A 12,808-nucleotide genomic window follows, 5' to 3' on the forward strand; every position below is an offset into this window, starting at 1 on the left:
AGGGTGGGGAGGTTCCACGTGGAACACGCCCGGGAGGTGTGCCGGGTCCGGCGAGTTCCCCGGTGGCGGGACGGGGGTTCGGGGAGGAGGGAGGCTTCCGCCGGGGTCCAGGCGGGAGCGGGGTTCTCTTCGGTGCATCCGGTCCGCGGTTCGGGGGCGCGGGAGCGTTCCACGTGGAACAGGGGAGCGGGTCCACACGTGGGGGTCCGGGCTCGGGCGCGAAGGCGGTGGCGGCACGGCGCCTCCACCCGTTCGGGAAGACGAACGGACCGGGCGTTCCACGTGGAACGTCAGGGGGCTCGGGGCCGAGCCAGGGGGCTCCTTCGTGTTCCCCAGGTGCGTCCCTTGTCCGGCGGCGAGCGCCACCAGACACGCGGTCCGGCCACGGTCCGCGTCCGCGCCGATGCCCGTTCCACGTGGAACAGGTCCTCCGCCCAGGAGTGGGTTCCGCGCCACTGAGAGGACCTCGAGAAGCCGACGAGGCACACGCATCGCGGCGGAGTTCCGGCGCGGCCCACGGCGCCGTGTCGGGGCACCCATCTCCGCCCCCGTGGTCACGCGAGCTTCACGAGTCTCTCGTGGCGCCGGCGATCGTCAGACCCATCCATAGTCGTGCGGCCCGGCTGCCCATCCATCGGGGGCCCTCGCCCCGGGAGTTCCTCATGAGACCAGGTTGGACGGTGGTGTCCCTGCCGCTCCTCGCCGGGTGCGGCTCCACCAACGGCGCGAGCAGTTCATTCGAACCCAAGCGCACCCCAGCACCAGGGGCCAGGCCCGCCGTGAAGAAGGAGTTGCCCTGGTTGAACGTGCCGGGCGGGCGGATGAGGACGACCCTCTTCTACGGACCCTGGCAGTGCCGTCGGGAGTTCATGAACGACTGCCAGCGGCAGTGCGCTCGGGAGGGCCATCCACTCAAGGGCTGCATGTGGCTGGCCGATCTCAAGTTCGATTGGGAGGGCCAACTCATCCTCCTGCCCATTCCCGTCGAGGGCGGGAGCCGCTACGGCATCTATCACTGCTGCTGCGACTACCCCGCGTTGTTGCCCGAGGAGACCACGAGCCGCCGCAGGGAGTGGGAGCGGATCCGGAAGTCCTTTCGTCAGAGCTGGAGCGAGAAGTTCGGAGTCTGGCCCAGCAGTGGCAACAAGGCCTGGCCGGGACACCACATCCGGGATCTCTGGCACAGCGGAGACCCGGTCGATCCCAACAACGTCTTTCCCGCCCAGCCGGACGTGCACGACCTCTACAACCGGGTGTATCCCGCCTGCTACGCGGGGCAGCCGCCCTGGAATACAACCGGGCCCGATGTGCCCTACACCGACCATTGACGATGACCACGCCCATGAGCCGTCTGCTGGCGGAGATCTCCCGCGATCACTTTCCGTACCCTCCCGCCACGCCCGAGGCGATCGCGGCGTTCGAGCATCGAATGGGCTGGAAGCTGGATCCGGACCTGCGCGCCTTCTATCTGCACTGCGATGGCGCCGAATTGATCGAACGGCTCCCCGACTCGCCCTACCAGATCCTCCCCCTCGCGGACATCGTCCGGGCCCGGGTGGCCATCTACGGCGAGGATGACGATCAGTGGGGCCCCCCCTCGGTGTACGCCCTGTGCGATGTGCAGGACGGCAACTACGTGCTGGTGGACGTGGCCCGTCAGGAGGACGGGCGCTACCCCCTCATCGACGGCTACCACGAGGCCTGGCCCGATCCGAAGTACTGCTCCCAGGTCGCCCGCTCCTTCTCGGAGTTCCTCGAGCAGGTCCTGCGCACCCGGCGCAACCTCTACTGGCTGGGCGAGTGACTCCCCGGACATGACGAGGGCCGGAAGCCCCACCCTCGGACCCCGGCCCTCGCCGTCACTTCCGTCTGTCTGTCTCAGGCCTCGCGCCCCTCCGCGCGCCCTCCCCTACTCCGCCCGCTTCTTGAACGCCGCCACCTGCCGCTCCGCTTGCGAGAACGGCAACCGGTAGGCCCGCGCCGACACCAGCTCCAAGCCCCGCTTCCCCGCCTCCTGCCTCAGCGCCTCCTCCCCGAGCGCCTTGCCCAACATCGCCACCACGTGCCCCCCCGGCGCCAGGTACGCCGGCGCCAGGTCCAACCAGTCCGGCAGATCCATGAAGGCCCGCGCCAGCACCCGGTCCGCTCGCGGCAGTCCTTCCGCCTCGGGCCGGCCCTCCGCGCGCGTGTGCACCGCCTTCGTCCCCGCGAGCCCCAACCCCGGCACCGTCACCACCGCCTTGAGGTAGCCCACCTTCTTGCCCACCGCGTCCACCATCGTCACCGCCAGCCCCGAGCGCGCCATCTTCAACGGCAGTCCCGGGAAGCCCGCCCCCGCCCCCACGTCCAGCACGCTCGTGGCCCCCTCCACCTCCGGCAGCACCGCCAGCGAGTCCAGGAAGTGCTTCTCCAGCACCTCCTCCGGCGCGGTGATCGCCGTCAGGTTCACCTTCGCGTTCCACTTGAGCAGCTCGCCCATCAGCCGGTACAGCCGCTCGGGCACGTCCTCCCCCACGCTCACGCCCAACGCCTCACATCCGCGCCGCAGCTGATCGGCGAAGCGAGAATTGTCCACAGCCCACCCTCCCTCTCCGGGGTCTCAACCCCTCGAAATGATTGCACTCGGGGCCCTCCTCGGAGTTCCCCACACGTTGTCCACACCCCCCTGTGCGATCAGGCGCCCGCTCGGGCGCCCTGGCCCAACCCCTCGCGCTTGAGCGCCACCAGCAACAGGGAAATCGCCGCCGACGTCAGCCCCGGCACCCGCCTCGCCTGCCCCACCGTGCCCGGCCGGTGCTTCTCCAGCTTCTCCACCGCCTCGGCCGACAGGCCCCGCACTCCCCCATACGCGAAGTCCGCCGGAATCCTCCACCCATCCCACGCCTCCGCCTCCCGCGCCGCCGCCCGCTCCGCCATCACGATGTAGCCCTCGTACTTCACCTCCACCTCCACCTCCTCCACCACGTCCGCCGCGAGCGCCGGCCACTCCTCCCCCGCTTGTGCCGCCAGCGCCTCGTACGTCACCTCCGGCCGCTTGAGCCGCGCCGCCAGCCCCGTGCGCTTGAGCCGCTCCACCTCCCCCCGCACCGCGCGCTCGCGCGCCTCCACCCGCTCGGCCAGCTCGCGCCCCACCAGCCCCACCCGCGCCCCGTACCGCACGAGCCTCAGGTCCGCGTTCCCCTCGCGCAGCCGCAGCCGGTGCTCCGAGCGGCTCGTGAACATGCGGAAGGGCTCGTCCACCCCGCGCGTCACCAGCTCGTCCACCAGCACCGCCCCGTGCGCCTCGTGCCGCCCCAGCGTGAGCGCCGGCTCGCCCTTCACCTTCAGCCCCGCTTGAATCCCCGCGTACAACCCCTGGAAGGCCGCCTCCTCATAGCCGCTCGTACCGTTGAGCTGCCCCGCGAAGTACAGGCCCTCCACGCGCCGGGTCTCCAGCGTCCCGTGCAGCTGCGTGGGCGGCGCGTAGTCGTACTCCACCGCGTAGCCGTAGCGCGCCACCTCCACCTCCCCCAGCCCCGGCAGCGTGCGCAGGAAGTCGAGCTGCACGTCCGCGGGCAGGCTCGTGGACAGGCCCGCCGGGTACACCAGCGGCGAGGTGGGCCCCTCGGGCTCGAGGAACACCAGGTGCCGCTCGCGCGCGGAGAAGCGCACCACCTTGTCCTCCAGGGACGGGCAGTAGCGCGGCCCCCGGCCGACGATCTCCCCCTGGTACAAGGGCGAGCGGTGCAGGTTGTCGCGCAGAATCTTGTGCGTCTCGGGCGTGGTGTACGTGAGCGCGCACGTGACGGCGGGCTGGCACGGAAACACCCCGCCCTCCCCTCCCAGCTCCCGCGCCCACTTCGTGCGCAGCGACAGCGGGCGCGGGGGGAAGTCACCGGGCTGGGGCGCGAGCGCGGCCCAGTCGATGCTGTCGCGCACGAGCCGCGCCGGGGTGCCCGTCTTGAAGCGGCCGAGCGTGAAGCCCAGGGCGCGCAGCGAGTCGGACAGGCCGCGCGCCGCCTCGTCCCCGAGCCGTCCGCCCACCTCCTTCTTCTCGCCCACGTGCATGAGCGCCTGGAGGAAGGTGCCGGTGGTGAGCAGCACCGCGCGCGCCGCCACCTGCGTGCCGTCCCCGAGCACCACCCCCGCCACGCGTCCGCCCTCGGCCACCACCTGGGACACCTCGGCCTCGTGCACCGTGAGGCCCGGCTGGTTGAAGAGCACCGCCTGCATGGCGCGGGCATAGGCGTCCCGGTCGCACAGCACGCGCGTGGCCTGCACCGCCGGGCCCTTGGAGGCGTTGAGCGTCTTGAAGTGCGTGCCGGTGAGGTCCGCCACCCGGCCCATCTCCCCGCCGAGCGCGTCCAGCTCGCGCACCAGGTGGCCCTTGGCCGTACCGCCCACCGCCGGGTTGCAGCTCATCACCGCGGCGCGCTCGCGCTTGAGCGTGAGGGCGAGCGTGGACAGGCCCATGCGCGCGCACGCGAGCGCCGCCTCGCTGCCCGCGTGCCCCAGCCCCACCACGATGACGTCGTATGCCTGCTTCATGCCGCTATCTCACGCGCCCGCCCTCCGAAGGCAAGAGGCCCCCTCCCCTCCCCTTCCCCGCCGGCCCGCCCTCTGCTCCCGCGCCCCCCGGCGCCAGGTCCCACGCGCCCCGGAGGATTTTCCTCCACCTCTCCAGGTGCCATCGGCTATCCCGCCCGGGCCTCCGGACCGGAAGTCCGGGGGCCGCACCTCGCGGCGCGCTCTCGCGCGACCGCTCCTCCTGGAGATGAACCCCATGAACAACAAGTGGATTGTGTGTCTGGCCCTCGCGCTCACCGGCTGCGGCGGCAGCGGCCTCGGCGGCACGTGGAAGGGCGAGGCCGCCGGCTGGTCCGTGACCGTGGTGCTCGACGAGTCCACCGAGCAGAGCGGGACGAGCTACTTCATGGGCACCGTGAGCAGCAACAAGCCGGCCTGCTTCACCAACGGCACCGCGGCGGCCACGCTCGTCAACGGCAAGACCGCTCAAATCCTGTCCTCCTCCTCGGGCTCCGCCTCCACTACGACCGTCGTGGACATCTCCGGGGAGCTGTCCGGCAACACGCTCGTCGGCTACCTCGAGGCGACCAGCACCGCCTCGGAGTGCGACACGGACCGCACCGCCATCACGCTCACGCGCCAGTAACCCGAGTCCCGAGAGCGGCTCCTGGCCTCCCGACCCCTCGTGCCGGGAGCCGCCTCGACGCCCCTCCAGCGGCCCCCTCCGCACTCCCCATCCGTCCCCCGGGTCTCGCCAACTGTTCAGTGGAGATTTTTCTCCACGGACCCAGGTTCCATCGGCTATCCCACCGGAACACCTTGGCCGCGGGCCTGGGTGCAGGACCTCGCGGCCGGGCGCGTAACCTGCTTCTCACTGGAGAGGACTCATCATGAAGAACTGGATTCTGTGTGTCGCCCTCGTTGTCGCCGGCTGCAACGCATGCGGTGGTGACGGCGGCGGCGGCGGCGGCGGCGGCGGCGGCGGCGGTGGTGGCGGCGGCGGTGGTGGTGGCGGCACCAACGCCTACGTCGGCACGTGGAAGGGCGAGGTCTCCGGCTGGTCGGTGAGCCTGGTGATCAAGGAGGCCACCGAACTGAACGGCGTGACCTTCGTCACGGGCACGGCCAGCACCAACAAGCCCGCCTGCTTCAGCACCGGCGACGTGACCGGCAACTTCAACCCCACCTCGGGCGCGACCCTCAGCGCCGTCAGCGACGACGGCGACACGCAAATTGACATCCTGGGGCCCGTGGCCAACGGCAAGATCACCGCCATGGTCGAGGCGCAGGGCCAGACCGCCGACTGCACCTTCCAGAGCCTCTCCACCACGTTCACCCGTCAGTAGCCTCCCCCGGAGCCCGACGTCTCCGGGCCCGGGTGGATCCGGCGCCTCCCCCCGCTCCACGCAGAGCGGAGGGAGGAGCCCCGCGGCCCTCAGCGCAGCGCGCGGAAGAAGGCGCGCACGTCCTCGAGGAAGAGCTCCGGCTGTTCCACCGCGGCGAAGTGGCCTCCCCGAGGCATCTCCGTGTAGCGCCTCAAGGCGTAGCGCCGCTCCACCCAGGAGCGCGGCGCCCGCCCCACGGCCACCTCTCGGGGAAAGGCCGCCACGCCCGTGGGCACCTTCACCGGGGTGGTGAGCAACCCAGGCCCCAGCTCCCCCAGCTCGGCGTAGAGGTTGGCCGCGCTCGCGATGCTGTTGGGCGCCCAGTAGAACATCAGGTTGGTCAGCAGCCAGTCCTTGGAGAAGACGCGCTCCACGTCCCCGCCGCAGTCGCTCCAGGTGCGGAACTTCTCGACGATCCACGCGGCGAGCCCCGCGGGCGAGTCACTCTGCGCGATGCCCAGCGACATGGGTTTGGTGCCCTGCACGTGGCTGTAGCCGGCCTCGGCCGCCTGCCACGCGGCGAGCTCCTTCAGCGCGCGCACGGACTCCGCGCTCCCCTCCTCCCCCGGCGGTGGGCCCGCCAGCACCATGTTGAGGTGCAGGCCGAGCACATGCGGCGCATGGTTCATCCCGAGCAACGTGCCGACGACGGCGCCCCAGTCCCCGCCCTGCGCCGCGTAGCGCGGGTAGCCGAGGTGCTCGACCAGGAGCCGGTCCACCGCCGCGGCGATGCGCGCGGCCGACCACCCCGGCTCGCGCGGCTTGCCGCTGAAGCCATACCCCGGCATCGAGGGGATGATGACGTCGAAGGCATCCTGGGGGTCGCCGCCATGCGCGCCCGGGTCCGTCAGCGGGCCGATGAGGTGGAGGAACTCGTGAATGGAACCCGGCCAGCCATGCAGCAGCACCAGCGGCAGGGCCGAGGGCCCCTTGCCCCGGACATGCAGGAAGTGGAGGTCCACCCCCTCCACCTCGCACAGGAATTGGGGAAAGGCATTGAGGGCGGCCTCGTGCGCGCGCCAGTCATAGCGGTGGCGCCAGTACTCACACAGCTCGCGCACGTAGGAGACGTCGGCGCCACGCTCCCAGGCGCCCCCGGGCAGGGGCTCGGGCCAGCGCGTGGCGTCCAGACGGCGGTGGAGATCGGAGAGGACGGCGTCGGGCACGTGGATGCGGTGGGGACGAGCAGTCATGGCGCGTGAGGCTAGCCAACGCGTCGCCCTTCCCCCACGAAGACCTTCGCGCGCGCGTCCGCTATCTCACCGCGCGTCCCGGGGGCGGAGGGACTCGGACGTCCCCGCCCCGCGTGGGCCCTGGAGCGCGCCAACACCCCAGGGCCCGGCGCTTCACGGCGCGGCCGGAGCGGTGACGGGTGACGGGGCGGCCTTCGCCTTCGCGCCCGCGAAGTCGCCCGCCTTCACCACCGTCACCTGCTTCCAGTCGAGCACCCGCGCCATCGCCGCGCGCACGTCCTCGGGCTTGAGCGTGCTCATGCGCTTCTCGAACGCGGCGTCATAGGCGAGCGTGCGGTCGAGGAAGAGGTACGAGACGAGCGTGTGCGTCAGGCGCGAATCGTCCGCGCGGCCCGTGCGCCGGTACTCCAGCAGCCCCGCGCGCGCCTGCTCCAGCTCCTGCGCGCTGAAGCCCTTCTGCAGCACCTTCTCCACCTCCTCGCGCATGGCCGTCTCCAGCCGCTCGGCGTTCTGCGGCGCGTAGATGGCGAACGTGGAGAACAGGCCCACGGGGTCCAACGCGCCCGCGGTGAGCGAGCTGCTCACCGAGTAGGACAGGCCGTCCTTCTGGCGCACGCGCGTGGCCAGGCGCGAGTTGAGGAAGCCGCCGCCGAGCAGGAAGTTGCCGAGCACCAGCGCGGGGTAGTCCGGCGAGTCATCGCGCAGCGCGAGCCCCTCGCCCGTGAAGAAGAGGGCGTTGGCCTTGTCGGGCGTCTCCACCACGAGCGCCTGCACGTCCGTCTTGTGGGGCCGCGCCGGCACGCGCTCGTAGGGGGCGGGGCTCTTCCAGTCGCCGAACAGCCGCGCCACCTGCGCCGCGAGCGCGTCGGCGTCGAAGTCCCCCACCGCGGCGAGCTCGCCCTTCGAGGCGCCGTAGAAGTCGCGGTAGAAGGCGCGCACCTGCTCGAGCGTGGTGCCCTGGAGCGCGGCGAGCGACTCCTCGTAGGTGTTCACGTAGTAGGGGTGGCCGGCGGGGTAGGGCGAGAGCGCGCGCGAGATGGCGAGGCGGCCCTGGTAGGCGGGCTCGCTGCGCTGGTTCTCCAGGGAGGCGAGCCGCTCCTGCTGCACGAGGGCGAACTCCTGGGCGTCGAAGGCCGGCTCGCGCAGCATCTCCGCCGCGAGCTTCATCACCTCGGGGAGGCTCGCGCGGGGCGCCTCCACCACGACATTGGCGCCGGTGAGCGAGCCGGACACGGACACCCGGGCCTTGAGCTTGTCGAGCGCGTCGCGCAACTGCTGGCGGGTGTGCTTCGTGGTGCCGCGCATGAGCAGCATGCCGGCGTAGTCCGCCGCGCCCGCGCGGCCGGTGAGCGCCTTCTCCGTGCCCCAGCGCAGCGCCAGGGACAGGGTCACCATCTCCCCGCGCGTCTTCTTGGGTAGGAGCGCCAGCTTCAGGCCCCCCACCTGCGAGCGCGTCACGCGCTTCTCGATGTTGTCCGGCGACGGGTCGAACACCTCGCCCTGGGCCACGGCGGCGCGGCCCTGGTAGCCCTGGAGCAGGGCGGCCACGTCCACGCGCGGGGGCAGCTCGGCGCGGTCCGGCCGGGAGGTGGGGAGGAACTCGCCGAGCGTGCGGTTGGAGGACTTGAGGTACCAGGCCGCCACGCGCGTGACGTCCGCGGGGGTGACGGCCTCGATGCGGTCGCGGTGCAGGAAGAACAGGCGCCAGTCGCCGATGGCGGCCCACTCGGACAGCTCGATGGCGACGCCCTCCGAGTCGTTGAGCGTGAGCTCCACGTTCTTGAGCAGGGCCGTCCTGGCGCGATCCACCTCCTCGGCGGTGAAGGGCGTGCGCGCGGCGTCCTCGACGGTGGACAGCAGCGCCTCGCGCGCGGCCTCGAGCGACTGGCCCTCGCGCACGGTGGCGCGGAAGGTGAGCACGCCCGGGTCGTGCAGCTGCAGGCTGTAGCCGCTGGCGCTCGCGGCCTTCTTCGTCTCCACGAGCGCCTTGTACAGGCGGCCCGAGGGCGGCATGCCGAGCACGTGGGCGAGCACGTCGACGGCGGCGAAGTCGGGGTGGGCGCCCTCGGGCACGTGGTAGACGGTGGTGAGGGCGCTCACGTCGCCCACGCGGCGCAGGGTGACGCGGCGCTCGCCGTCCTGCACCGGCTCCTCGGTGTAGGTGACGGGCAGGGGCTCCTTGGGGGCCTTGAGGCGGCCGAAGGTCTTCTTCACCTCGGCGAGCGCCTGGGCGGGCTCGAAGCGCCCGGCGAGCACCAGCATGGCGTTATCCGGCCGGTAGTACTTCTTGTAGAAGGCCTGGAGCCTGTCGATGGGCACGTGCTCCAGGTCGGCGCGGGCGCCGATGGTGGACTTGCCGTAGTTGTGCCAGAGGAAGGCGGTGCTCATGACGCGCTGGCCGAGCACGCGCGACGGGTCGTTCTCGCCGCTCTCCAATTCGTTGCGCACCACGGTCATCTCGGAGTCGAGGTCCTTCTTGGCGATGAAGCTGTTGACCATGCGGTCGGCCTCGAAGGCGAGCGCCCAGCGCAGGTTGTCGTCCGAGGCGGGGAAGGTCTCGAAGTAGTTGGTCCGGTCCAACCAGGTGGTGCCATTGGGGTGGGCGCCGCGCTGGGTGAGGGCCTGGGGAACGTTGGGGGTGGTGGGGGTGCCCTTGAACAGGAGGTGTTCGAGCAGGTGGGCCATGCCCGTCTCGCCATAGCCCTCGTGCCGCGAGCCGACGAAGTAGGTGATGTTGAGGGTGACGGTGGACTTGGTGGGGTCCGGGAAGAGCAGGACGCGCAAGCCATTGTCGAGCCGGTACTCGGAGATGCCCTCGACGCTCGTGTAGGGAGCGGGGAGGGAGGCCTTGGCCGGGGTGGCGGGGGCCTTGGCGAGCGCGGGAGCGGAGACGAGTAACAAGCCCAGGCCGAGCAGGCGCAGGCGGGAGGGGAGGGACATGCGGGAAGCCTCGAAGCGCGAGGGGTGGGCCGGATGGCGTCTGGAGGCTACCAACCAGACGGGGCGCGAGGGTGTTCCCGAGAAGGGGAGGGGAGGGGGGATGCGACGGGGGCCCCGGCTTGACTCACCCCGCTTGAACGTTTCCAGTCCGGGGGATGAAAGGCACCGGGTCCACCCGTCCGCGTACCGCGCCAGCTCCGCGAAGGATGAAGCCGCACCCCGCGTGGGGAGGCTGGCTGCTGCCTGTCCTCCTCCTCGAGTCCGCGTGTGTCACCTCCCCGCCGCGAGGGAGTGGGGTGTCCGCGGCGGAGCCCGGCCCCGCGCCGGCCATCGAGTAGGCCGCGGGGCTCACGATGGCTCACGATGGCTCACGGTGATTCTGCTGGCGTGGCTGGGGGTGGAGACCCTGTGGGGGCTGATGGACGGGTACAGCCGCATGGCCATGGCGGCGCGCGAGGCCACCACCTTCGAGGAGTTGCGCGTGGCGGGCGAGGGCTTCGGCACGGTGCTGGGGGAGGACGCGGCGCGGACGATGATTCTGGCGGTGACGACGCTCGGTGGGCGCACGCTGGGAGAGATGGCGGCGCGGGTGAAGTCACTGCCGGGCCATGGCCAGGCGGGAGCGCGGTGGAAGGCGCAGGGCGGGAACGCCGTGCTGGAGCCCGGCATGGCGCTGTCGGGCGAGGAGGCCCTGGCGCAGACGGTGGCGGCGGTGGAGGGGGTGGCGATGTCGGCCCGAGGCCCCCTGGCGGTGGTGATGCTCAAGCAGGGTGGGGGGACGGGCCCGGGGGGAGGTGGCTCCACCACCCTCATTCGCCACCGGGGCGGCAATCAGCAGGTGGAACTCGCCAATGGACAACGCTGGCATCTGCCGCGCGGCAAGTCGCTCGCGGACATCCCCACGACGGACAAGGTGGGGGACCAGCTTCAGGAGGCAGTCACCCAGGCGGCGAGGGAATGGGGGCCCGGAAGGCTCACACCCAATGAGAGAAGAGCCATCCAGGAGGCCCAGGACAAGGGCAAGTATTGGCTGGCGAGACTGCTCGAGCGCGAGGCCCGAGGGCGCTTCGTGCAAGTGAAGGTGAAAGCGCAGTTCGAGCACCTCTACGACTTCAGCCTGAGTAAGGGCGTCGACGTGGTTGACCCAGCAACGGGCGCCCGGTACGAGATTCTCTCCGGAACGACGTCGAACCTGGCGCGGCATGGCAGGCGCATGGCGAGCGAGTTCTTCCGGATGCTCACCTTCTGAAAGGAGCGGCGATGGATGCGCTCGGTAACGTCGTCTTCAAAGACCAGGAAATCGAAAACGAGCGGTTGGAGTTGACGGACACCAAGGCCAACTACATCCTCGGCCCCAACCTGACGCTGAGGAATTGTACTCTCGTGCTGAAGGTGCCCGCTCGGCGCCTGAGCCTCAAGCAGCCCCGCCTCATCGACTGCACTTTCGAGGTGAAACAGGAGTTGAAGAATTACCAGAGCTGGGTGGCCGCGTCCCTCAAGGGCTGCCGGTTCAAGGGTCGGCTGACAGGGTGTGACTTCGGCCATTGGCCTGAATACATGAGCCTGCCGTGGTATCAGCATGGCTTCATCGAGGACTGTGATTTCTCCGAGGCCCGCATGGACGGCTGCCGCATCATGGGGTGTGATCCCTCCACGCTGCGCTTTCCCAAGTGGCCCTGCTTCACCATCCTGGACCCCATTGGCAACAGCCGCGCGCTCAGGAGCGCCATCTGGCCCGGACGTTTCGGCCGCATCATCATCGACGACCTCGCCAACTACCCTGCGGACACCCGGGCCCTCACGTTCCACGCCCCCTCCCAGGCGAAGTACTTCGACATCACCCCGGAAGCACTCCAGGCCGTCATCCAGCAGTTCGACTGCATCCTCTTCTGACGCACCCGAGCCGCCGCCCCAACGTCGAGCACGGTGGCAACCTATCCGGCATCTCGGGGGAAGGATGCGGAGGATGCTCCTCTTCTCCCTTCGCTCTTTCCTTCAGGAGGAGATGGGGCGCGCAATTTGGGGAGCGTTTTCTCCGCGACGCTCACCGCGACGTGACTGAGCACGAGCCAACCAACGCCAAAGCCGGCAGAGAGCACGAGTACTCCGGCTGACACATGATGGCCGGGTCTGGAAGGAAACGCAGTGTAAAGCCTGTTACGAGGCATGTATGCGTCACGGCTTCTGGCCGTGGCAAGCCAACGACAAGCCCTGTCCTGGAGCCTGATCATGGAGACCCCACGCCAGGAGCGCGCCACGACGTTCGGTGAGGAGATCGATCTCCTCTTCATGGAATTCATGAAGTCAGATGCGCCCTACGAGCAATGCAGGCGCGAACTCCTGAAGCTGGAGAAACGCTGGCTGCGAAAGGCAAAGACTCCAGCCCATCGCCTCGCGGTGCAGCGCATCATCGCGAAGACCCTCCTCACCGAGGCCTTCGGATTCGGCATGCCGTGGAAGGAGTTCGGTCGGTGGCTTCGTCGTATCCAGAATCTCGGCTTCCGCGATCTGGGGATGCGCGTCCACGTCACCTGCCTCTACGTGCAGACACTGGACCTGTTTCCTCGGCGGGCTCGTGAGGCCTGGGCCATGTTGGAGGACACGGAGCGAAGGGTGCGCCGACTCCGCCGGGAGCGCCCCCTGCGCGAGGAACATCTGGAGTCCATCTCGCACGCGAAGAAGGTTTCCCGCGTGTCACCGCCCCCTCCTCGATGACGTCCCGGCCCTCCGTCCTTCCGGCTGCTCATTCCTCCCCGCGAGCCCTGGTGGGCCTCGCCTGACGCT

10 protein-coding genes and 1 pseudogene are annotated in these 12,808 nt (G+C 70.3%); 7 read left to right on the plus strand and 4 right to left on the minus strand.

Features of this window, described 5'->3' with window-relative positions:
• Nucleotides 1-662: 662 nt before the first annotated feature.
• Both D187_RS05745 and D187_RS05750 read left to right on the plus strand, forming a co-directional pair.
• Nucleotides 663-1,328 (plus strand): hypothetical protein, encoded by a 666-nt coding sequence (locus D187_RS05745; RefSeq protein WP_043428514.1) that lies wholly within the window; start codon nt 663-665, stop codon nt 1,326-1,328.
• Nucleotides 1,329-1,330: 2 nt separating this feature from the next.
• Nucleotides 1,331-1,804, plus strand: coding sequence for an SMI1/KNR4 family protein (locus D187_RS05750; RefSeq protein WP_002621365.1), 474 nt, complete (start codon nt 1,331-1,333; stop codon nt 1,802-1,804).
• Between the two features lie 105 nt (nt 1,805-1,909).
• On the opposite strand, the gene rsmG is transcribed toward D187_RS05750, so the two are convergent.
• Both rsmG and mnmG read right to left on the minus strand, forming a co-directional pair.
• Complete coding sequence (gene rsmG, locus D187_RS05755; RefSeq protein ID WP_002621366.1) at nt 1,910-2,575, minus strand: 16S rRNA (guanine(527)-N(7))-methyltransferase RsmG; 666 nt, start codon at nt 2,573-2,575, stop codon at nt 1,910-1,912.
• Nucleotides 2,576-2,673: 98 nt separating this feature from the next.
• Nucleotides 2,674-4,527, minus strand: a complete 1,854-nt coding sequence (gene mnmG, locus D187_RS05760) for a tRNA uridine-5-carboxymethylaminomethyl(34) synthesis enzyme MnmG (protein ID WP_002621367.1) — start codon at nt 4,525-4,527, stop codon at nt 2,674-2,676.
• 235 nt (nt 4,528-4,762) lie between these two features.
• Here mnmG and D187_RS05765 point away from each other — a divergent pair, with 235 nt between their 5' ends.
• Entirely contained in the window at nt 4,763-5,152 is a 390-nt protein-coding gene (locus D187_RS05765) for a hypothetical protein (protein WP_002621368.1), read from the plus strand.
• A gap of 244 nt (nt 5,153-5,396) precedes the next feature.
• Nucleotides 5,397-5,852 carry a hypothetical protein gene (locus tag D187_RS56950; protein WP_002621370.1) on the plus strand — a complete coding sequence of 152 codons (456 nt, stop codon included), beginning with the start codon at nt 5,397-5,399 and terminating at the stop codon, nt 5,850-5,852.
• 89 nt (nt 5,853-5,941) lie between these two features.
• On the opposite strand, the gene D187_RS05775 is transcribed toward D187_RS56950, so the two are convergent.
• Both D187_RS05775 and D187_RS05780 read right to left on the minus strand, forming a co-directional pair.
• Nucleotides 5,942-7,084: an epoxide hydrolase family protein gene (locus D187_RS05775; RefSeq protein ID WP_002621371.1), complete on the minus strand. Its 1,143-nt coding sequence runs from the start codon at nt 7,082-7,084 to the stop codon at nt 5,942-5,944.
• 153 nt (nt 7,085-7,237) lie between these two features.
• Complete coding sequence (locus tag D187_RS05780; RefSeq protein WP_002621372.1) at nt 7,238-10,024, minus strand: M16 family metallopeptidase; 2,787 nt, start codon at nt 10,022-10,024, stop codon at nt 7,238-7,240.
• A 367-nt stretch (nt 10,025-10,391) separates the two neighbouring features.
• On the opposite strand from D187_RS05780, the pseudogene D187_RS57475 reads away from it, so the two are divergent.
• The 3 genes and pseudogenes from D187_RS57475 to D187_RS05795 all read left to right on the plus strand — a co-directional run.
• Nucleotides 10,392-11,273, plus strand: a pseudogene (locus tag D187_RS57475) (hypothetical protein); the annotation flags it as partial.
• 11 nt (nt 11,274-11,284) lie between these two features.
• Complete coding sequence (locus D187_RS05790; RefSeq protein ID WP_002621375.1) at nt 11,285-11,917, plus strand: hypothetical protein; 633 nt, start codon at nt 11,285-11,287, stop codon at nt 11,915-11,917.
• 336 nt (nt 11,918-12,253) lie between these two features.
• Complete coding sequence (locus D187_RS05795) at nt 12,254-12,739, plus strand: hypothetical protein (protein ID WP_002621376.1); 486 nt, start codon at nt 12,254-12,256, stop codon at nt 12,737-12,739.
• The last annotated feature ends 69 nt before the right edge of the window (nt 12,740-12,808 follow it).

Origin of the sequence: Cystobacter fuscus DSM 2262, from assembly GCF_000335475.2 — a bacterium.
Taxonomy (GTDB): Bacteria; Myxococcota; Myxococcia; order Myxococcales; family Myxococcaceae; genus Cystobacter; species Cystobacter fuscus.

Coding starts and splice junctions, on each gene's coding strand:
- D187_RS05775 (WP_002621371.1), bottom strand. CDS start 7,084: ATGACTGCTCGTCCCCACCGCATCCACGTGCCCGACGCCGTCCTCTCC.
- D187_RS05745 (WP_043428514.1), top strand. CDS start 663: ATGAGACCAGGTTGGACGGTGGTGTCCCTGCCGCTCCTCGCCGGGTGC.
- mnmG (WP_002621367.1), bottom strand. CDS start 4,527: ATGAAGCAGGCATACGACGTCATCGTGGTGGGGCTGGGGCACGCGGGC.
- D187_RS05790 (WP_002621375.1), top strand. CDS start 11,285: ATGGATGCGCTCGGTAACGTCGTCTTCAAAGACCAGGAAATCGAAAAC.
- D187_RS56950 (WP_002621370.1), top strand. CDS start 5,397: ATGAAGAACTGGATTCTGTGTGTCGCCCTCGTTGTCGCCGGCTGCAAC.
- D187_RS05750 (WP_002621365.1), top strand. CDS start 1,331: ATGACCACGCCCATGAGCCGTCTGCTGGCGGAGATCTCCCGCGATCAC.
- D187_RS05795 (WP_002621376.1), top strand. CDS start 12,254: ATGGAGACCCCACGCCAGGAGCGCGCCACGACGTTCGGTGAGGAGATC.
- D187_RS05780 (WP_002621372.1), bottom strand. CDS start 10,024: ATGTCCCTCCCCTCCCGCCTGCGCCTGCTCGGCCTGGGCTTGTTACTC.
- D187_RS05765 (WP_002621368.1), top strand. CDS start 4,763: ATGAACAACAAGTGGATTGTGTGTCTGGCCCTCGCGCTCACCGGCTGC.